General features: G+C 37.8%; 17 protein-coding genes and 2 pseudogenes. 12 read left to right on the forward strand and 7 right to left on the reverse strand.

The annotated features are described in order from the left end of the window. The first annotated feature begins 158 nt into the window (after positions 1–158). From J4N46_RS03680 to sufD, 6 genes are read left to right on the forward strand one after another with little or no spacing between them, the layout of a single operon-like run. The gene (locus J4N46_RS03680) at positions 159–2,021 is read left to right on the forward strand and encodes a M1 family metallopeptidase (protein ID WP_208058197.1); all 1,863 of its coding nucleotides are present in this window, start codon (positions 159–161) and stop codon (positions 2,019–2,021) included. Between the two features lie 42 nt (positions 2,022–2,063). Further along, complete coding sequence (locus J4N46_RS03685; protein WP_208058198.1) at positions 2,064–3,650, forward strand: DNA methyltransferase; 1,587 nt, start codon at positions 2,064–2,066, stop codon at positions 3,648–3,650. Positions 3,651–3,654: 4 nt separating this feature from the next. Next, positions 3,655–5,520, forward strand: coding sequence for an AIPR family protein (locus J4N46_RS03690; RefSeq protein ID WP_208058199.1), 1,866 nt, complete (start codon positions 3,655–3,657; stop codon positions 5,518–5,520). Next, positions 5,495–6,271 carry a TdeIII family type II restriction endonuclease gene (locus tag J4N46_RS03695; RefSeq protein ID WP_208058200.1) on the forward strand — a complete coding sequence of 259 codons (777 nt, stop codon included), beginning with the start codon at positions 5,495–5,497 and terminating at the stop codon, positions 6,269–6,271. The genes J4N46_RS03690 and J4N46_RS03695 overlap by 26 nt, the downstream gene beginning before the upstream one ends. 11 nt (positions 6,272–6,282) lie before the next feature. Next, positions 6,283–7,020, forward strand: coding sequence for a Fe-S cluster assembly ATPase SufC (sufC, locus tag J4N46_RS03700; protein WP_009415948.1), 738 nt, complete (start codon positions 6,283–6,285; stop codon positions 7,018–7,020). Positions 7,021–7,035: 15 nt separating this feature from the next. After that, complete coding sequence (gene sufD / locus J4N46_RS03705) at positions 7,036–8,340, forward strand: Fe-S cluster assembly protein SufD (RefSeq protein ID WP_208058201.1); 1,305 nt, start codon at positions 7,036–7,038, stop codon at positions 8,338–8,340. A gap of 8 nt (positions 8,341–8,348) precedes the next feature. On the opposite strand, the gene J4N46_RS03710 is transcribed toward sufD, so the two are convergent. The 7 genes and pseudogenes from J4N46_RS03710 to J4N46_RS03740 form a co-directional block, all read right to left on the reverse strand. Then, positions 8,349–9,032 (reverse strand): DUF6348 family protein, encoded by a 684-nt coding sequence (locus tag J4N46_RS03710; protein ID WP_009415950.1) that lies wholly within the window; start codon positions 9,030–9,032, stop codon positions 8,349–8,351. 15 nt (positions 9,033–9,047) lie between these two features. Further along, positions 9,048–10,064 (reverse strand): SMI1/KNR4 family protein, encoded by a 1,017-nt coding sequence (locus J4N46_RS03715; protein WP_208058202.1) that lies wholly within the window; start codon positions 10,062–10,064, stop codon positions 9,048–9,050. Continuing rightward, positions 10,057–11,073, reverse strand: a complete 1,017-nt coding sequence (locus J4N46_RS03720; RefSeq protein WP_208058203.1) for an SMI1/KNR4 family protein — start codon at positions 11,071–11,073, stop codon at positions 10,057–10,059. The genes J4N46_RS03715 and J4N46_RS03720 overlap by 8 nt, the downstream gene beginning before the upstream one ends. Before the next feature lie 35 nt (positions 11,074–11,108). Next, positions 11,109–12,045, reverse strand: a pseudogene (locus J4N46_RS12940) (hypothetical protein). Positions 12,046–12,145: 100 nt separating this feature from the next. Next, positions 12,146–12,931 carry an SDR family NAD(P)-dependent oxidoreductase gene (locus tag J4N46_RS03730; RefSeq protein WP_208058204.1) on the reverse strand — a complete coding sequence of 262 codons (786 nt, stop codon included), beginning with the start codon at positions 12,929–12,931 and terminating at the stop codon, positions 12,146–12,148. 24 nt (positions 12,932–12,955) lie between these two features. After that, complete coding sequence (locus J4N46_RS03735) at positions 12,956–13,480, reverse strand: hypothetical protein (RefSeq protein WP_208058205.1); 525 nt, start codon at positions 13,478–13,480, stop codon at positions 12,956–12,958. Then, positions 13,480–14,055: pseudogene (locus J4N46_RS03740) on the reverse strand (Uma2 family endonuclease). The gene J4N46_RS03735 and the pseudogene J4N46_RS03740 overlap by 1 nt, the downstream one beginning before the upstream one ends. 395 nt (positions 14,056–14,450) lie before the next feature. Between J4N46_RS03740 and J4N46_RS03745 the strand changes: the two are divergent. From J4N46_RS03745 to infB, 6 genes are all read left to right on the forward strand, one after another. Further along, a complete protein-coding gene (locus J4N46_RS03745; RefSeq protein ID WP_208058206.1) occupies positions 14,451–15,278 on the forward strand; it encodes a universal stress protein in 828 nt (275 codons plus the stop codon). Between the two features lie 404 nt (positions 15,279–15,682). Continuing rightward, positions 15,683–15,946, forward strand: coding sequence for a DUF6364 family protein (locus J4N46_RS03750; protein WP_009415960.1), 264 nt, complete (start codon positions 15,683–15,685; stop codon positions 15,944–15,946). Further along, positions 15,943–16,356, forward strand: a complete 414-nt coding sequence (locus J4N46_RS03755) for a type II toxin-antitoxin system VapC family toxin (protein WP_208058207.1) — start codon at positions 15,943–15,945, stop codon at positions 16,354–16,356. The genes J4N46_RS03750 and J4N46_RS03755 overlap by 4 nt, the downstream gene beginning before the upstream one ends. A gap of 134 nt (positions 16,357–16,490) precedes the next feature. Beyond that, entirely contained in the window at positions 16,491–16,955 is a 465-nt protein-coding gene (gene rimP / locus J4N46_RS03760) for a ribosome assembly cofactor RimP (protein WP_208058208.1), read from the forward strand. A 17-nt stretch (positions 16,956–16,972) separates the two neighbouring features. Then, positions 16,973–18,208, forward strand: a complete 1,236-nt coding sequence (nusA, locus tag J4N46_RS03765; RefSeq protein WP_009415963.1) for a transcription termination factor NusA — start codon at positions 16,973–16,975, stop codon at positions 18,206–18,208. Positions 18,209–18,279: 71 nt separating this feature from the next. Next, positions 18,280–21,156 (forward strand): translation initiation factor IF-2, encoded by a 2,877-nt coding sequence (gene infB / locus J4N46_RS03770; protein WP_208058209.1) that lies wholly within the window; start codon positions 18,280–18,282, stop codon positions 21,154–21,156. Positions 21,157–21,259 lie beyond the last annotated feature (103 nt).

Here is a 21,259-nt window from a genome sequence, read left to right on the forward strand (position 1 = left end):
GGAGCGAGCCCCACAGGCTTTTATCTATCCCTTATCTTCCCCTTACCTTCCCCTTATCTATCGCTTAGGTGTGAGGGTGAATTGGCGTACTAAACACTAACGACTAACGACTTTTTTTGTATCTTTGCACCCTGAATGTAATTAATATAAGAAATATAATGAAAAAATCTATCCTTACACTCTGTGCTTTCGCTTGGACTATCGGCATTTTTGCTCAAGACAATGCTTGGCAACAACAAGCTGACTATCAAATAGATGTGGCAATGAACGTCAAAAACTTTCAGTACAAGGGTGTGCAAAAACTTACGTATACTAATAATTCCCCCGATACGCTCTCTACCGTATTTTTTCACCTTTATTACAATGCGTTCCAGCCCAATAGCGAAATGGACGCTAACCTGCAAAACCTACCCGACCCCGATAGCCGTATGACAATTAACAAAGGAACACGTCAGCAGCCGATATATGAAAGTAGAATTGCCAAACTTGCCCCCGATGAGATGGGCTACCTGCGCATTAAATCGCTTACACAAGATGGCAAAAACGCTACTTTTTCGCACGAAAGTACAATTCTGAAGGTAATACTTCCTACCCCTATATTGCCTCATAGCAAAACAGTTCTCAACCTAAACTTCGAAGGTCAGCTGCCGGTGATGATACGCCGTGCAGGGCGCAATAGTCCTGATGGGGTAGCGCTTTCTATGGCACAATGGTACCCCAAAATGGTCGCTTACGACCACAAAGGTTGGCACACTACCGAATATTTAGGGCGTGAGTTTTACGGCGTATGGGGTAATTTTGATGTGAAAATCACCCTTGATAAAACCTACCTTGTAGGTGCTTCGGGCGTATTGCAAAATCCTAACGAAATAGGCTTTGGCTATGAAGATAAGGGAGTAAAAGTGCCTGCTACTAAATCGCCTACCAAAACGTGGCACTTCATCGCAGAGCGCGTACACGATTTTACGTGGGCTGCCGACCCCGAGTATGTGCACGACAAGCACCAATTGGCTGACGGCAAAACGATTCACTTCATCTATAAAAAATACCAAGATACGTGGAAAAAAATACAACAGCCTATGTTGCAGGTATTCGCTTACTACAATCAACTTGTAGGTAAATACCCTTGGCCTCAGTATTCGTTTATACAAGGCGGAGACGGTGGTATGGAATACGCTATGTGTACCCTTATGGTAGGTAACGAAAAGTACGAACGTTTAGTAGGCACTGCTGCACACGAACTCGCTCACGCTTGGTTTCAGCACCTACTTGCTACCGATGAGGCAGCTTATCCTTGGATGGACGAAGGCTTTACTTCTTATATAGAATATCTTGCCGAACACTATGTTTTGAATTTGAACCAAAGCGATGACCCTTTTGAAGATGCTTACGAAGGCTTCTTTAGAATGGTAAAAATGGGACTGCACGAGCCCACCATTACCCACTCCGATCGCTTTGCTACAAATCGCGGCTATACCGCTACCGCCTACTATAAAGGCTTGCTATTCCTCACCCAGTTAGATTATATTATGGGTAATGAAGCGCTGATAAAAACTCTTAAACGCTATTATAAAGAATATGCTTTCAAAAATCCTACTCCTAATGATTTTGTACGTATAGCCGAAAAAGTATCGGGGATGCAATTGCAGTGGTTCCTCAACGAATTTATGGAAACAAACCACACCGCCGACTATGCCATTGACAAGGTAGAAAACAAAAACAACAAAACCGAAGTAACGCTAAAACGCTTAGATAGACTTCCTTTGCCTGTGGATATATGGGTAACCGACAAGGCAGGTAAGGTGCGCTATATATACATACCTTTGCGAATGACTTATGCCGAAAAGCCTAATGTTTATCCAGCTTATGAGCGTACCGTGTTGCCCGCTTGGGGCTGGGGAAACCCTACATACACTTTCACACTCGATATGCCACTAACCGACATAAAAAGCATTATTATAGATCCTAAAAATAGGAGTATAGACATGAACAAGGATAATAATTTGTATAATTCAAAATAATATCCGACCTTTGCGACTTAAAATATAGGAGCACATAGTGTTATGCTAAATACAAATCAATACTTTACATTGCAACAAGCCTCATTGTGGGCAACGGAATATATGGGGAAGAATGTTACTTCCTCAAATATCTCCTATTTGGTACAATATGGTAAAGTAAAGAAATTTGAAAATAATGGTGTTACCCAGATAGATAAAGAAGAACTAAAATCGTATTACGATGCTTTGGGTATAAATAGGGCTTCGCAATGGAAAGACAAATTAGGCGATGACCTCAATTGGAATCTGTCGTTTGAGCAATACAAGGAAGCAGAAACCACTAAGCACGTACACCGCTTGCACCCATACAAAGGAAAATTTATTCCGCAGTTAGTAGAATACTTTTTAGATGCCCATACTGATGCATTCAAAAAAGAAGTCTTTTTTAAAGCAGGCGATATAGTCCTCGACCCTTTTTCAGGCAGTGGTACTACTATGGTGCAAGCCTCAGAATTAGGAATGCACGCTATAGGGATAGATGTCTCGGCTTTTAATGCGCTCATAGGCAATGCTAAGGTAGGACATTACGATTTGGTAGATGTGTATAACGAAACGCACCGCATTACCCAAGCCTTAAAGGAGTTTTTAGCAGAAAAACACATACTTGCTTTTGATGCTGAACTTACCGAAGCACTCAATAATTTCAATAAAGAGTTCTTCCCCGTACCCGACTATAAATACCGCTTACAGCGCAAAGAGATAGACGGCAAAGTATACGGGGCTGAAAAAGAACAAAAGTTTTTACCTATTTATCAAGCACTTGTAGAAAAGTATCACATTCAACTAAAACAAGCTAAAGCTGATACTTTCTTAGATAAATGGTATATACAGCACGTACGAGAGGAAATAGATTTTGTGTTTAACCTTATTAAACAGATTGCTAATCCCGCTACCAAGCGTATAGTTACCCTCATTTTGAGCCGAACCATTCGCAGTTGTCGTGCCACCACTCACGCTGATTTAGCCACGCTAATAGAGCCCATAACTACCTCTTACTATTGTGCTAAACACGGCAAGGTGTGCAAGCCTCTATTTTCTATATTGAAATGGTGGGAAACCTATACCAAAGACACTATCAAGCGTTTGCAAAAATTTAAAGAATTGCGTACTAATACCTACCAAAAGTGTTTGCAAGGTGATAGTCGTACCATTGATATCTTTGAGGCATTAGAGCATAAGATCCCTGAGTTTGCAGCTTTAGCAAGAAAGCAGAAAATAAAGGGTATTTTCTCATCACCGCCTTATGTAGGGCTGATTGATTATCACGAGCAACACGCCTATGCTTACGACCTTTTTGGTTTTGAGCGCAATGACGATAAAGAGATAGGTCCCCTTTACAAAGGACAAGGGCAGGAAGCCAAACGTATGTATGTAGCGGGTATTGCTGAAGTGCTTACCAATAGCAAACGTTTTTTAGCCGATGATTACGATGTATTTTTGGTAGCCAACGACAAGTACGGCTTATATCCCGAAATAGCTGAGCGAGCTGGAATGCGTATTGTAAACCAATACAAACGCCCTGTTCTCAATCGTACCGAAAAAGACAAAAACGCATATGCTGAGATTATATTTCATTTAAAAGAAAAATAGGAAAATGAAAAAAAAGATAGAAAAATATACTGAAAAATTTATAGATAATAATTTTGGTAAAAAAGAAATAGCAAAAGAAGACAGTTTAAAATTTGAATGGTTTGCTAACTCCTTACATTGCTGGGAATATTCAAGTCAATCGTACAATTCAAAACAAAAAATAGGTAAAGAGATATCCTTAGGGTCTGCTCAAGGAGGCGATGCATTCTTTTTATTGATCTCTAATAAAATATATTCATTAGAAGATAATATCGAAGAAATAAAAGAAGCTATATTATATAATGATAATAAAATAGAATTTCATCTCATTCAAACAAAAAAGAGTCTAAGAGCAGACTTAGGTGATTTTAAAAAATTTGTTGAAATTCCTATAAAAGTAATAAAAGGCGAGGGGATTTCTGAAACAGATACAATTTTAATGAAATTGGTTAATTTTATTAGAGAGATAAAAGCAAACCCAGAATTAGAAGCCTCCTTTATTCTTACTTTTTACACACAAAAAAATGAAAATGATATTGAATGTTTAAGAAGGGATTGGGATGCTGATATTACTTATGTTAAAAATCAGTATGCAGATTACGGTCCTGTAGAAATACATTTAGAAGGTTCTAAAAAACTCAATGAGTTATATGAACGATTTAACTCTAATCAATATAAGCTAATAATTCCAAGGGATAATTGCAAGTATGAGAATAATTACTTAATAGGTTTCATAAATGCTAAAGAATTGCTTGATAGTATAGCACCTATGCAAGAAAGTGGAATTAGGGCTTTGTACCCTGATGTTTTTAAAAATAATATTAGACTTTATTTAGGTCATACAGAAGTAAATAAGAATATTGAAAAAACACTTATTGAAGAACCTAGTAAATTTCATTTATATAACAATGGACTAACCATTACAACTAAGCAGATAAATCCTGTTTTAGAAAACTATATTATTAGCCCTATAAATATAGTCAATGGTTGCCAAACAGCAAATAGTATTTACAACATTTTTAAAAGTAACCAGTCTAATATAGAACTGGTTAAAATACCTGTTAAAATTATTATTGCAAATGATGAAGAATATGAAAAGATAACAATCAGAACAAATAGTCAAAATGGTATTTCAGAGAAAGATCTATTATCAATTAAAAATATTCAAAAAGACTTGGAGGACTTTTTGCAAAAAAATAAGTTTCAAGCAAAATCTTTCTTGTATAAAAGACAAAATTCTATTGATTGTATTTCAAATGATGTTGATTATATTGTGAATATCAATGATATTCTAAGAGCTTTCTTTTCTTCTGTATTATATCTTCCACATAAGGTTTCGGGGTATTTTGATATTACTACAAATAAATTAATTGATATTATATTTGAAGATAGGTTTATAAAACTATATCAAATAATAGTATCTCTATATAAAGTTTTAGAAGATCATATTCAACTCAATTATATTGAGTATAAAAAAATAAGATTTCATATTTTATACCTTCTATATAAGTTTATAAACAGAGATACAGACATTGATTCTATTGAAAAGTATTTTATTAAGGACAAAAATAAAAAAGATTTTGAAGAGTTGGAAGGAGAGAGTTTACAAGAACAAACTCAACTTATAAATAAAATATACTCTAATTTATATATCTTACAAGATGAGGAATCATTTAAAAAAATTGTAGATTACATAATTACAACAATACAAAACAATTATCCTTTATTGAATAACCTTGATACTAAAGAAAAAGAGAAAATACTTTATAAAACAGTTGATAAAAATCAAAGAGGAGAAAAACTTTTTGAGAATTTTGAGATAATTTTCAATAAAAATATTGAAGAATTACTAAATATGAAAGAAAATGCTAACCCCACAACAAATAGCTAATGTAGAAAACACCCTTAGGCATAGTCTTAGAACAAAGTTTCAGCACTATAACCCTGAGCCTGCGATGATGCCTTTCCATACACGCTTATTGGGTAAAGACCGTATGGCATTGTTTTCGTTTATTCATTCTTTGAATACTAATTTTGGCACGAGCATTTTTGAGCCTGTGGCTAAATCATTAGCTGAATCTCGGTTTAAGGTTGCTAAACTACAAGCGGTAGCAGGTGATAAGATAAGTGAAAAAGCACAACGGGTTATTCAGGATATTATGGACAACCTTACTATAAATGGTAACCCTAATAAGATAGATGAAATAGAAGCTATTAGGGCTGTTTGTCAGGAAGGAAAGATGAACATCGTAAAACCTACCAAAATAGATGTGTTGTTAGAAAGTCATTCAGATGAGCTTTTCTTGTTTGACATTAAAACAGCTAAGCCTAACAAAGGAGGCTTTAAAGAATTTAAACGCACTCTATTAGAGTGGGTAGGCTGTGTATTGGCAGAAGACCCTAATAGAAAAATACATACTCTTATTGCTATACCTTATAATCCGTATGAACCTAAGCCCTATTCACGCTGGACAATGGCGGGAATGTTAGATTTAGATAACGAACTAAAAGTAGCCCAAGAGTTTTGGAATTTTCTCGCAGGAGAGAATGCCTATCAAGATTTGTTAGATTGCTTTGAGCGTGTAGGTATAGAACTACACGATGAAATAGATGAATACTTTAAAAAATTCAATAAATTATAAAATAAATAACGATGTTAATAATAAAAAATCTCCACGCTGGTGTGGACGGCAAAGAAATCCTTAAGGGGATTGACTTAGAAATAAAGGCAGGTGAAGTACACGCTATAATGGGACCTAATGGAGCGGGCAAATCAACGCTCTCTTCAGTGGTTGCTGGTAATGAAAATTTTGAGGTAACAGAAGGCGATATTCTCCTCAATGGCGAAAGTCTGTTAGAAGATGCTCCTGAAGAGCGCGCTCATAAAGGTATCTTTATGTCTTTTCAATATCCTGTGGAAATTCCTGGTATTTCGGTAACCAACTTTATCAAAACAGCTATCAACGAGAGTCGCAAGGCTCAAGGGCTTCCTGATATGCCTGCTGCCGAGCTGCTCAAAAAAATACGCGAAAAAGCAGCCCTTTTAGAAATCAACCCCGACTTTCTGTCGCGCTCTCTCAATCAAGGGTTTTCGGGGGGTGAGAAGAAACGCAACGAAATCTTCCAAATGGCAATGCTCGAACCTAAGGTTGCTATTCTTGACGAAACCGATTCTGGTCTCGACATCGATGCGCTGCGCATTGTCGCTAATGGCGTAAACAAACTCAAAAACGAAAACAACGCTGTGCTTGTCATTACTCACTACCAACGCCTTTTAGACTATATTGTGCCTGACTATGTACACGTGCTTTCCGATGGTAAAATCGTAAAAACAGGCGATAAAAACCTCGCCTTAGAATTGGAAGCAAAAGGCTATGATTGGCTGAAATAATTAGCAAATTAAACTATGGATTTAAAAGAAAAATGGGTGGCTTCATTTGAGGCTTTCCCTCATAAAGACGATATATTAAAAGATATTCGCAAAGAAGCCCTTAGTTTCTTTGCCGAAAAAGGTTTCCCACATAAAAAAGTAGAAGCGTGGAAATACACTTCACTCTCCAACCTTCAAGCTACTGATTACAGCTTGTGGCAGCCTGCCAATGAGAAGACAACTCTTTCGCCCGAAGTGTTACACCAGTATAGTATCAGCGATTGCTATTTGCTTGTGTTTGTAAACGGCTATTACAGCCCAGAGATGTCCAGCAAAACAATTGCAGGCGTTACTGTTACACCCTTATTGGAGGCTCTACACAAGGGCGGTGAAGCGTTTATCAAAAAATACTTCAATACCAATACCGAAAAAGGCGATGTATTTACAGCCCTCAACACTGCTTTTGCTTCAGAGGGGGTATATATAGAAGTGCCCAAAGGAAAAGTGGTAGATAAACCTATACAGCTGCTGTATTTCAACGACAGAGCAGAAACTACTTGCTACCAGCCGCGCAATATTATTGCAGTGGGCGAAAATGCACAACTCAAAGTTATTGAAGTGCACCAAAATGTATCAAATAATACCGCTACGACTATCCTTACCAATGCCGTTACTGAAGTGTTTGTAGCCAAAGACGCTTTCCTTGACTATTACAAATTGCAAAACGACCGCCTGACGGCTTCGCTCATTGATAATACTTATATTTCGCAAGAAGCTAACAGCCACGCCAGTGTGCATACTTTCTCGTTTGGCGGTACACTCACTCGCAACAATCTCAATTTCTATCACCAAGGCGAGTATTTAGAATCAACCCTCAAAGGTTTGAGCATTCTTAAAGGCTCACAACACACCGACCATTATACGCTGGTGAACCATGCTCACCCCAATTGCGAGAGTCATCAGGACTATAAAAGTATCGTAAATGATGAAGCGACCAATGTATTCAATGGGAAGATAATGGTAGAGCAAATCGCCCAAAAAACGAATGCTTATCAGCAGAACGACAATATATTACTATCCGATAAGGCAACAGTGTACACCAAGCCACAGTTAGAGATTTTTGCTGATGATGTGAAGTGTTCGCACGGCTGTACGGTAGGTTCGCTTAGTGATGATTCGTTGTTTTATCTGCAATCACGTGGCATAGGCAAAAAAGAAGCTTCAGCTTTGCTTACCTATGCTTTTGCTAATACCGTATTGGAGAGTGTAAAGATACCTGCACTTTCAGCTTATATCAATGCTATTATTGCTGAAAAATTAGGCGTAACGGTAGATTTTTAAAAGGTTCATTATGATATAGGTTCATTATGTATTGCGTCACAAAGGCGGAATATTAATAGTTGTTTTATAGATAGAAATGAAGCATTGTCTTGCCAAACTTGGGCGTATTGTCGCAGACGTTCTGCTCCTTCAAGCCAATCTTCATTGTTTAATAAACATTCGGCTACATATCCGCCTTTTGTGCGTGCTACAAAACATTTCAGTGACTGGATACGGTATTTTGTAGTGAAATTTTGAGGTAAAATATCTATTAAAAGGTTATAGAAATCTCTTTCATTGCGAGGCGTTTGCCATTTTCCTAACAAATATAGTTTGCCTATAGAGGTATGCCAATGATAATTGTCCCGATAAATGTCGCAACCTTTATCAAAAAGACAACTTAAACTATTGATGATGGTTTGGAATGTAGTGGAGAGGTAATTTTCTATGAATGAATCTATTTTTTCTTCATCAGTATCACCAAAACCTGCTATATTATCCAAAATTCCTTGTGGAAAAAATCCATCTTCTAAATAAGTACCTATATGCATTGGCAACACACTTTTATGAATGTCAGAGGTGATGGGAATAGGCTCGAGCTCAATACGCATTTTGTCGCCTATTCGTATCATAAGATTAGGCAAATCAGGAGTAGCGTCATACCCTTGATCTCTTATCTGTTTAGAAAGTTCTAAAAGGATTATTTCTTCCATAATATCTAAATTTTATTAGCTTAGTTTTTCTAAAAATTCTAAGAAAGTTCCCGATACTTTACGCCATTTCCACTGACCTGCACCGTGGGGTGCTTTGTAGATGGGAGATTCATTTCCGTCACTTTTAGAAAGGTCGAGTATATAAGGATCGGCATCTTTATCAGCGATTACGAGCCAATGGGCTTTCCAATCGGGAAAGAGCTCATCATTGGGGCTACTGAAAGCATAACCACATTGATGCGCTATTAAAGTATTAGCACCATACAGATTGATGTCTTTGAGGAAAGCATCCTCGGCAGGCGAAAAGCGTTCTAAGAAAGTGAGATAGACCGCAGGCAGCTGCCAACGTGTTTTAATCTCCTCGATAACTTGCTTTTTGGGTACTTCCAAAATAGTGCGGTTATATTGATATGATTTTACGTGCCAAAAATCTCTCTCTTTTGCTAAAACCTGCTCTATTTTAGCCATTATTTTTTCTAAGTTGGTTTGTGGATTTTGTATCAAAAAAGAAAACTCGTTTTGAGCTTGTTTTTTTGGATAACCTTGTGCCTGCCATTCAAGTACTTTTTCCATAGGTAGGGTTTCCCAATAAGCAGGGTCAGAGGGCAAATCGTTATTAAAAGGCTGTCCGCTATGCTCGGCTAAGGCAATGATAGCGCTTCCTTTATTTTCTTTGTTACCCTTCTTTTGCAAGTAGTCTACTAAAAAAGGATAGCACTTGTCGCCTTCTACTTTCAGCAGTCCGCTAAAAGCCCAATAGGGTAAGCCTTTGGTTATCATTTCGTAGAAGAAAGGCGCGAGCGCAGTGTCGTTTTCGGTCACAAGTTCCGAGATACGTGCGATTACAAAGTTGCGAGCGTGGGTAATTTTGCTTTCTTTTACTGCTTGTACTAAGGTTTGTAAGGTCTCCCGATGCATCTTCTCGCCGTACTTCTTCACTATTTTTCTTACCAATTCGTGATACTCACTACCATCGGTAGTGGTGAGGAGTTTTTGAGAGAGGTCGCTGAAATCTTTTTCTTGTTTAGTCATTGTTTACTTGTTCAAAAATTACGGTTACATTGGGGAATTTCTTAAGCGCCTCAATACGCTCTTTGAAAGCACCTAAAATATACTCTTCCCACGGGATACCATACTGGTCGTTGTAGTACAATTGCATTTTTTTGCTGTACTCTAAGCGGTCGGTAACAGCTTTGTTTTGTCGCCAATTCAGCGCTTTGAGGGCATCATACACTTTATCGTTTTTAGTAGGAATAGGACTTACCCGCACATAGAGCGTTCCGTCTATATATCGCGGAGGGGTGCTTTCTATTTCATTTTCAGTTGTATATACAAAGGTCTTCTCGCCTATTATGGGGATATACTGTTGCAGAAGTTGCACCAATTCTTCATCGGATAATAATCCTTGATAGGTTTGGGTAAAACGTGGCAACACACGTGTGAAATCGGTGAGTTTTCGGCTGTAAACTTCTTGTATTACTTCTCGTTGCGCCTCGTTGCTTATATAAGGCAGGTGACTTTGTAGTAGGCGGGTAATATTCTCGTAGAAATCACCTTCACTGCGTACGAGCGACCCCTCGTATATATCGTTCACCGAGTTGAGCATCTCATAGAAAAAGAAGTCTTCGAGGGTGTTTGCCAATAGCTCAGCCTCGTCAGAATCGTGTTGCAAGAGTACTATAGGACACGAGCTGAAAGCTCGCGCCAGCGATGGGGGGTTGGGAGCGTTTTGGTCGTACAAAAAGCAATAATAATCACCGCCCCCTGTTTCTCCGAATGGAATAAAAAGGTAATTGGGATTGATGTTGAACCAACTCTCCTCGCCGTTGAGTTCTTCGATAGCTTCGGCAATATTAGCAAGTGGTATCAACTCAAAATCACCACTGTACAAAAAGAGTGGAGGGTGATTTTTAAGTCGTGGATATACTTCCTTGCTCCAATGTGAAGTATATTCGCCTATATCGAGCATTTGGTCAGCATAAAGCCGATGATATAGTTCAGGATATTGAAATTGGTATTGTTGTTCTAAGGTTTTTAACATAAGAGGAAATTAGTGAATTTTAATACTTCTCTTTATTAGTACTCATATTTCTCAATAGTACTGTCATACCCATCTATCACTTTGGTAATTTTAGTAGCGTAACTTTGCGGATTATTAGCTTCATTTTTATATTCTGTACTTAAGTATGGGTTACCTGTAGTAAGTCCTAAGTTGGGATTGTCAGAGTCTTTTAGTTGTTGGGTTCGTTCGAATACTTTCACTACAAGGTTTTTGCTATTAGTGGCTTCATAAAGCTCATAAAAGGTGTAATTTTCTAAAGGAGTGTTTGCTAACGCGATAAGTTGTATTTGCAGGTTTCTCTTCGGGTTTTTCTTCTGTAAGTCATATTCATATAGATAGGTCTTTCTAAAAGAAACTACTCCATTTGTGAGATTATCGTACACTTTCTTTATCAAGTTGCCTTCTGGACTAAAAGTATAAGTATATGTGTCGTATCCAGAATCTCCCGTTGCCACCACAGTATGGGCGTCTGGGTAGGTAAGATTGTAAACTGCTGAAGGGATAGGGGGCAAATTTACTTAGCTTCCCATCTTTGTATTCAAAAGTAATAGACATAGAAAACTTTCCTAATTCACTTTTTTTAATTTCAGTAACTTGGTCTTGGTCGTTGAAGCTGAATTCTACAACTTCTTGAGCGATACCATCTTTATCAATATCTATTCTGGCAGGAAGCTTTTTACCTTTTAGGGGGGTAATCATCAAATGTTTGACCTCCTTTCGTTCTGATCCAGAAATTTCGTACTCTTTTGCATCTTTGATAAAACCATCCTCTACGGTGTAAACCATTTCGGTGGAACTATCTGCTGAATATTCTATGATGTACTTTTTAGGTAATATAATCTTTTCTTCCCACGGGTCAGGGATGTTGTTTTTATTATTGTTGTCATCATCATTTTTGCAACAAGCAACTCCAATGACAGCAAGACTTCCTAAGATTAACAGTTTCTTCATAACGTTTTTTTATTAAATTAGGGAATAAAGATAATGTTTTTTGTTGTAACATAATCCAAAAAATAATTAATTATCAGAGCAATCAACTTTGCTAAATTGACTAATTTGTCAATTTGTGAACGTGAATAGCATCTGCTTGATGCAGCGGAGTGACAGTAATATCAGTAATTTGAATTTTGTCAGGCAGATTGACGATATAGGCGATAGTGTCGGCAATATCTTCGGCATATAGGGGTGTAATGCCTTTGTACACATTATCCGCTTTCTGCTGGTCGCCTTTGAAACGTACCTTGCTGAAATTAGTTTCTACCAACCCTGGTTTTACGTTCGTTACCTTTATGTTTTTGTCCATTAGCTCTATGCGCATTGCATCGCTGAGGGCTCTTACGGCAAACTTGGTCGCACAATAAATACTGCCATTGGGGTAGGCTATTTCCCCCGCTACCGACCCTACATTCACGATCGTTCCCACCTTGCCAGTGGCGAGCATCAGCGGAATCACACTATTAGCGACATAAGTAAACCCTTTAATGTTGGTATCAACCATCTGGTCTATATCTTCTGGGGCGTAGGTGTGGAGGTGTTGCAATCCTATTGCCAAACCCGCATTGTTGATGAGCATATCAATTTGTCGCCATTTTTCAGGTAGGGACTGGATATTTTTCGCCACCTCTTGGTAGTTTCTCACGTCAAAAGCTAAGGTGATGACCTCCACAGCGTGTTCTTTTTCTATTTTAGCTTTTAGTTCAGCTAAAACATCTGCTCTTCGTGCACATAGAATAAGGTTTGCCCCCATTTGAGCCAATTTTTCGGCTACTGCCTTTCCTATCCCACTACTGGCACCCGAGATAAAAGCAATTTTTCCTTTAATACGATTTATTTCCATTTGTTTAGATATTTAAGTGTTAGGTTATTTCCATATTTTCTTCATTACCTCCTCCACAGTAGGCTCGTGATACTTACCTTTTTTATCCTTGGTGGTATTAAATGCCATAGGGTCAAAATGTGGACAGTTAAGTTCTAAAAACTTATAAAAGTACTGATGTCCGTAGAACATATAAGGCATAAACTTCTCTTGAAAATCGTTTTTGCACTCAAATTCATTGTCTATAATGATACGCGCAAAAGTAGCGATATCTTCACGAGTGAGGTCGTTGTGCTTTACAGGGTCGGGCATAGCCAAATCAAAAGCAAAAGCCTCAATACCATTACACTCCCACCATTCCCATAGCCAAGTATCGGAAAGGTCTTTACTAGTGAGTTCGCTGAGGTATTGCTCCATTGCTTTGTATTCTTTATCAAATACTTCCTCAGGTGTGTCTTCACTTTGGGCATCATGAAAGGCTTCGTAGTCTTCCAAACGTTTTAGTACAAGCGGGAACAGCTTTTCTGCTGTCGCAAAATCAGGGCGAAGTTCTTTTCTTAGTGTTTTCATTATTCTTCAAAAATTTTATTTGCAGGAAAGCGCAAGGCAGGATAACTCACCGATTGCACCTCATCGTTTTCTAAAATAGGCGAAAGCGCAATATAGTTGCCTTCGCGGTACAGATAAATTTGCACCGTTTTATGGTAAGGATCTACTACCCAATATTCAGGCACCCCTTGCTCTTGGTAAAGGTCAAATTTTAGTTTGGTATCGTTGTATTGAGAACCTCTTGAAAGAATTTCAATGATAAGATTAGGAGCCCCTTCACAGCCTCGTGAGGTGAGTTTCTGGCGGTCACATATCACACAAATATCAGGCTGCACTACCGACTCTTTGCCGTCAGCGCTCTTAAAAAACACATCAAATGGAGCAGAATAAATCTTGCATTGTTATTCTTTAAAAAAAGGAATTAGTAGGGCGTTGAGGTTCGTAGAAACTTCTTGATGAAACCTTGTTGGTGCAGGACTCATTGCAAAGATTTTTCCTTTAAAGAGCTGTATTTTCTCTTTGAGTTTCCATAGCAAATAATCCGCATAGGTATAACTACCTAAAGGGTCTAACTGACTGATATGCGTAATCTCCATAGTTTTAAAAACAAGTAATTAGGACACAAAGATAAAAATAATTTATCAATTAGCCAATTGAAAAAATGAAAAATCAACCAAAGCGAAGGTTGAGCGAAGGATAAGCGAAGGATAAGCGAAGGATAAGCGAAGGAAAGTCGGCGAGCTGGCACAGCCGAGTATGTGACGAAGGATAAGCGAAGGAAAGTCGGCGAGTTGGCACAGCCGAGTATGTGACGAAGGATAAGCGGAAGATAAGCGGAAGATAAGCGGAAGATAAGCGGAAGATAAGCAAAAAATAAAAAAAACACTAAAAAAAATTGTTTATTCAAAAAATATTTGTACCTTTACATCGTCAAAAAGAAAATTCTGAATTTAGAATTAATAAATAATAATTAACTTAAATATATAACCTTATGAAAAACATTCTTGTAACTACCGATTTCTCTGAAAAATCTATCGCATCACTACACGTAGCGATAGGATTAGCAAAGCAGCACAAAGCCAAAATATACTTGTTGCACGCCATCGAGTTGCCCGTGCGCTTGATGACCAACAGTCAGGCTTCTGTGCCAGAAACGCTCTATTTCTTGAGGCTCACCAAGCAACGCTTTGAAGAGCTTCATAAAGAACTTGATACAGACGTAGAAATTATAGACCTTGTAGAAACATCATCACTACCCGATGCCGTAAATGAAGTTGTTGAAAAGCACAAAATAGACCTTGTGTTTATGGGTTCTAATGGCGCTTCAGGAGCTAAAGAATTATTTATAGGCTCTAATGCTGAAAAAGTAGTGCGTTCGGCAGCAGTGCCCGTTTTGGTCATTAAAAACCCTCACGAAAAACTCAAAATCAAACAAATGATGTTTGGTTGCGACTTTTCAAAACGCTTTTTAAAACCTTTTGAAAAAGCTGTGAAGCTCGCCAAGCTATTTAATGCCAAAATAGATTTGGTGTATGTGAATACCCCTTATCAGTTTCTTACCACTGCAGAAATCAATAAACGTATGCACGAATTTTTGAAAGAGCAAAAAGGCTCACTCAAAAAGTTTGAAACACACGTTTATAACGATATACGAGTAGAAACTGGGATACTGAACTTTGTCAAAGAACACAAAGTGGATCTTATTTGTATGTTCCCTAATGGGCGCAAAGGTATTGCTCATTTTTTCAATGGTAGTATCAGTAGTGATTTGGTAAACCACTCCGATACTCCTGTGCTTACCATAAAGCTTGAAAAGTAACGGACGGTGATGTGCTAATTCGTTAATTAAAAAAAATAGACATTAATCATTAAACATTGATATTTATTTTGTATCTTTGCACCGATAAAAAAAGAGAAGGCAGCAAGGAGCTCCAACTCCCGCTGCCTGCCCGTTAATATTTGATTTTAAAAATAAACTTCTTATTAGAAATTCTTATTAAAATAATAACGGGTTTGAACTTAAAATGTAGCTTTAAATTCATACTTTACTCTTTTTTATCACAAAACACCTGCCCGTTTTGCATAGGCACCTTTGGCTTTCAAAGGTGCTACAAAAGTAGGTGATGCTAATGAATTTAGCAAAATTTTAACAGTAAAAAATAAAGGTTGCTTGCTTTTGTAGGCAGCCTTTATTATGATTAATTCTCTAAAAACTAATAAGCAATGAATAAAATAACAATAAACCCTACAATTCTGGAAAAAGCACAACGTTATGCTGAAGAAAATGAGATAAACCTTACTGAATATATAGAAAAACAACTCAAAAGTTTATATATTCAAGAAGAGCTTTTTGGTAAAGAAAGAAAAAATAGAGATATTACAACTCTTTTAGAGAATATTAGCGGAATATTACCAGAACTAACCGATGAAGAAGTGAAAAAAGAATGTGCTGACTATATTGAAGAAAAATATTTTGCATTAGGATGAAAAGAATATTTATTGATACCAACATTTTATTAGATTTGGTAATGGCGAGGCGCAAATTTTATCAAGATGCTAATAGGTTGTTCCAATATTGTGAGCAGCGAGGTATAAAAACCTATATATCATCTATTTCTATAGCAACAATTAATTATTTGTTGTTGAAGTCCTATAAAGAAGAAGAAGTGAAAAATTTTTTAGAAACAATATATAATCTTACAGAGATACTTCCTTTTTATAAAGATATTATCTTTAAAGCACATCAGTCTAATTTCAAGGATTTAGAAGACGGATTTCAATATTTTACAGCGAAAGAAAATAACTTAAAAATTATTATTACACGTAATCAAAAAGATTTTAAAGTAGATGATATCTCAATACTAACACCTAAAGAATTTGTAGATTATCGTTTCTAACGCTCTTGATGGAGCAATGTACTCCAAAAAAACAAAAAAATCCTACAAAAAATTGTTATTCTAAAAAAAAGTTGTATCTTTGCAGCGATAATTAATAGGTGAGGGGGCGTTTAAGTCCCCTCTTTTTATAGAAAATGAATCTCGTAAACGATATTAATGCATTGGTAAATAAGGCGTTAGAACCCTATCCTGCCTTATTCCTTATCAAGCTAAACATTACCCCTGATAACGTTATCAAAGTAATTATTGATGGTGATAACGGCGTAGGCATAGATGATTGTGTGAATATAAGCAGAGCCATTGAAGGACAAATAGATGAAGAAACTGATTTTTCTTTAGAAGTAACCTCCTTTGGTGCCGAAGAACCTTTTGTAGTACCACGACAATACCAAAAGAACGTAGGCAGAATCGTGCAAATTACCACTACCGACGGCAAAGTGCAAGAAGGTGTCCTAAAAGGTGAAAACAATGGCATAGTAGTGATAGAGACCGAAACACGCGAACCTAAACCCATAGGCAAAGGCAAAATAACCATAAAAAAAGAACATAATTTTGCCTTGCAGGATATAAAAGAAGCTAAAGTAATTATTAAATTTTAATTGAACGTCAAAAAAATATGAATAGTCTTGAACTAATAGATTCCTTTTCAGAATTTAAGAGCGATAAATTAATCAATCGTGAAACCCTAATGGCGATCCTTGAAGAGGTATTTCGCAATACCTTGAAAAAGAAATACGGTTCTGATGATAATTTTGATATTATCATCAATCCCGATAAAGGTGATTTGCAAATCTTCCGTAATCGTGTAGTAGTAGAAGACGATAACGTAACCGATGACAATAAAGAAATCGCCCTTTCGGTAGCACGTAAAATAGAGCCCGATTTTGAAGTGGGTGAAGACGTTTCCGAAGAAATTAAAATTGATAAATTAGGTAGACGTACTATCTTGGCACTTCGCCAAAACTTGATAGCTAAAATACACGAGTACGATAGTATGAATATTTACCAACGCTTTAAAGATATCATTGGGCAAATACACGTAGCCGAAATACACCACATTCGCCACAAAGCGGTTATTTTGTTGGACGATGAGGGTAATGAAATCATTTTGCCTAAAGAAAAACAAATACCATCTGACTTTTTCAAAAAAGGAGAACATGTGCGCGGTATCATCGAAACGGTAGAGCTAAAAGGTGCTAAACCCACGATTATAATGTCGCGTACTTCACCTTTATTTTTAGAGCGTTTGTTTGAACAAGAAATACCCGAAATTGCCGAAGGGCTTATCACTATCAATAAGGTAGTGCGCGTACCAGGCGAAAAAGCCAAAGTGGCTGTAGATTCTATTGACGAGCGTATAGATGCGGTAGGAGCGTGCGTTGGGGTACGTGGCGGTCGTATTCACGGTATTGTACGCGAACTTGGCAATGAAAATATAGATGTAATTTCATTTACTAACAATACACAACTGCTTATTACTCGTGCTTTAGCACCTGCTCACGTGAATTCGGTAACCATTAACGAAGAAGAAAAACGTGCGGATGTGTTTTTAGCCAATGAAGAAGTTTCTAAAGCTATAGGTAAATCGGGGTATAACATACGATTGGCAAGCCAGCTAACGGGCTATGAAATAGATGTTTACCGCGAGGGGCTTACCGATGAAGATATAGAGCTTACCGAATTTGATGACGAAATAGAAAGCTGGGTGATAGAAGAACTGCAAAAAGCGGGCTTAGACACTGCAAAAAGTGTATTGGAACTTACACCTGAAGAGTTGATGAATCGTACCGATCTTGAAGAAGAAACCATTAGCGAGGTACAGCGTATCTTAAAAGCAGAGTTTGAAGAATAATTAACTATAAAAGCACACAACTAACACAACTAACGTCATATATAAATAAAAAAAACTGACGACTAAAAAATATGAGTGAGGGAAAAACAAGATTAAGCAAAATAGTAAAAGAAGTAAATATCTCGGTAAGTACTGCCGTAGAATACCTTAGAACTGAAAAAGGTATTGAGGTAGAGGAGAATCCTAATGCTAAGGTATCGGACGAGATAATAAACTTGCTTTACCATAAATTTAAAGCTGATAAAAACAAGCGGGCTGCCTCAAAAGAAATTATAGAGGATAAGCGTAAAGACCGCGAGGCTATTCGTATGGAGCAAGAAAAAGAACAACAGGAAAAACGCAAACAGCAACAGGAAGTGATAAAAGCTAAAGGTAGCTTGCCAGGAATAAAAACCGTAGGCAAAATAAACCTTGATGCCGAAACCACTACTCCTGCGCAAGCTCCTGCTGCTACACAAGAGGTTACTCCTGAAAACACACTTGTTACTACGCAAGAACCTGCTAATACCGCTGCACCTGCTACGCCTCAGGAAAAATTTACTAAAGAAGCCGAAAAAGCCACTATGCAACAACCACACTCAAAACACGACAGTAAAGACAAGAAAAAAGAGAAGGATACTATGCAGCAGAAAGTCAAGTCGTCTGTTTATCAAAACCCACTTGTTCAGCAAGTAGCCGAACAAGCTAAAAAGAAAAAAGAAACCCCTAAACACAAAGAGGTAGACGAACTAGAAGTATTAGAACCTATAGGCGTTATAGAAACCCAGTACCAAAAACTTACGGGTCCTAAAGTAGTGGGTGAAAAGATTGACTTGAGCCAATTTGAGAAAAAACGCAAGAAAAAACGAGGCGGTAGCGGTAAAAAAGAAAAAGAAGCTGCTATTGCTGGAGCACAAGCTGCCGAAGGTGAAAAACGCAAACGCAAACGTATCCGTAAAGATGAACCTAATGCTGCTATCACTGGGGCTAATGGCAAGCGTGCCGATACTGCTGTAGGTACTAAAAAAGAGAAGAAAGGTAATAAAATTATTACTAAAATAGAACCTACTGAAGAAGAGGTTCAAAAACAAGTACGCGAAACCCTTGAAAGGCTACAAGGTAAAAATGCTAAATCTAAAGGTGCTAAATACCGAAAAGAAAAACGCGAAATTCACCGTCAAAAAGCTGAACAAGAACTCGCAGAACAAGAACAACAAGAAAAAGTACTGAAACTTACTGAGTTTGTAACAGTAAACGAATTGGCTACAATGATGGATGTGCCTATCAACAAGGTCATAGGTGCTTGTATGTCGCTGGGAATAATGGTAACGATGAACCAACGCTTGGATGCAGAAACACTAAGTATAGTAGCAGACGAGTTTGGTTTTGAAGTAGAATTTGCTACAGCTAATATAGAAGAAGCTATCCATATAGAAGAAGATAAACCTGAAGACCTTGTGCCTCGTGCTCCTATAGTAACCGTAATGGGACACGTAGACCACGGTAAAACTTCACTGCTTGACTATATTCGTAAAGAAAATGTTATTGCTGGCGAAAGTGGTGGTATCACTCAGCACATTGGGGCTTATAGTGTAAAATTAGAAAGTGGCGAACGTATTACTTTCCTTGATACTCCTGGGCACGAAGCCTTTACAGCGATGCGTGCACGTGGTACCAAAGTTACCGACATTGCTATTATTGTGGTAGCTGCCGATGACGATGTGATGCCACAAACCAAAGAGGCTATTAGCCACGCTCAAGCTGCTGGTGTGCCTATTGTGTTTGCTATCAATAAAATAGATAAGCCTAATTCCAACCCCGATAAAATAAAAGAACACCTTGCGGGTATGAACCTCTTGGTAGAAGAGTGGGGGGGTAAAATACAATCGCAAGATATTTCTGCCAAAAAAGGTATCGGTGTACAAGAGCTTTTAGAAAAGGTATTGCTCGAAGCCGAAATCTTGGAACTAAAAGCCAACCCTAAAAAACCTGCAATAGGTACAGTAGTAGAGGCTTCACTTGATAAGGGTAGGGGATATGTATCTACCGTATTGGTTGAAACAGGTACGCTACGTGTGGGCGATTATGTGTTGGCAGGTACTAGCACTGGTAAAATACGAGCTATGCAAGATGAGCGTGGGCGCCGTGTGCAAGAAGCAGGTCCTTCTACACCTATTAGTATATTAGGTTTGGATGGAGCGCCACAAGCAGGTGATAAGTTTTACGTATTTGAAGATGAAAAAGAAGCTAAACAAATAGTAGCTAAGCGCGCTCAGCTACAGCGAGAACAATCGGTACGTACACAGCGCCACATTACACTTGATGAGATAGGCAGACGTATTGCGCTGGGCGACTTCAAACAGCTCAATATCATACTAAAAGGAGACGTAGATGGTTCAGTAGAAGCACTTACCGACTCATTCCAAAAGCTATCTACCGAAGAAATACAAGTGTCAATAATACACAAAGGGGTGGGAGCGATTACAGAATCGGATGTGTTGTTGGCATCGGCTTCGGATGCGATTATCATAGGGTTCAACGTACGCCCAATGACAAATGCTCGCGCTTTAGCAGAAAAAGAATCTATAGATATACGCACCTACTCAATCATTTACGATGCTATCAACGATTTGAAAGATGCGATGGAAGGTATGCTTTCACCAGAATTCAAAGAAGAGGTTACTGGTACTGCTGAAATACGCGAACTCTTCAAGATTGCCAAAGTGGGTACTATTGCGGGCTGTATGGTAACAGACGGAAAAATATTCCGCAACTCTAAAGTGCGTGTAGTGCGTGAAAATGTTGTAGTATATACTGGCGAGCTGGCTTCACTAAAACGTTTCAAAGACGATGTGAAAGAAGTAAGCAAAGGTTACGATTGTGGTTTGCAAGTGAAAAATTACAACGATATACACGAAGGTGATGTGATAGAGGCTTTCCAAGAAGTAGCCGTAAAAAAGAAGCTTTAATTGTTAAAGTTTTATATATAAAAAGTTAAAAAATAGCAGTAGCAAGGAATCGTAATAGGTTTCTTTGCTATTGTTATTTTTTGGGTATATTGTTAATTATGAT

Origin of the sequence: Capnocytophaga bilenii, assembly GCF_017565765.1 — a bacterium.
Taxonomy (GTDB): domain Bacteria; phylum Bacteroidota; class Bacteroidia; order Flavobacteriales; family Flavobacteriaceae; genus Capnocytophaga; species Capnocytophaga bilenii.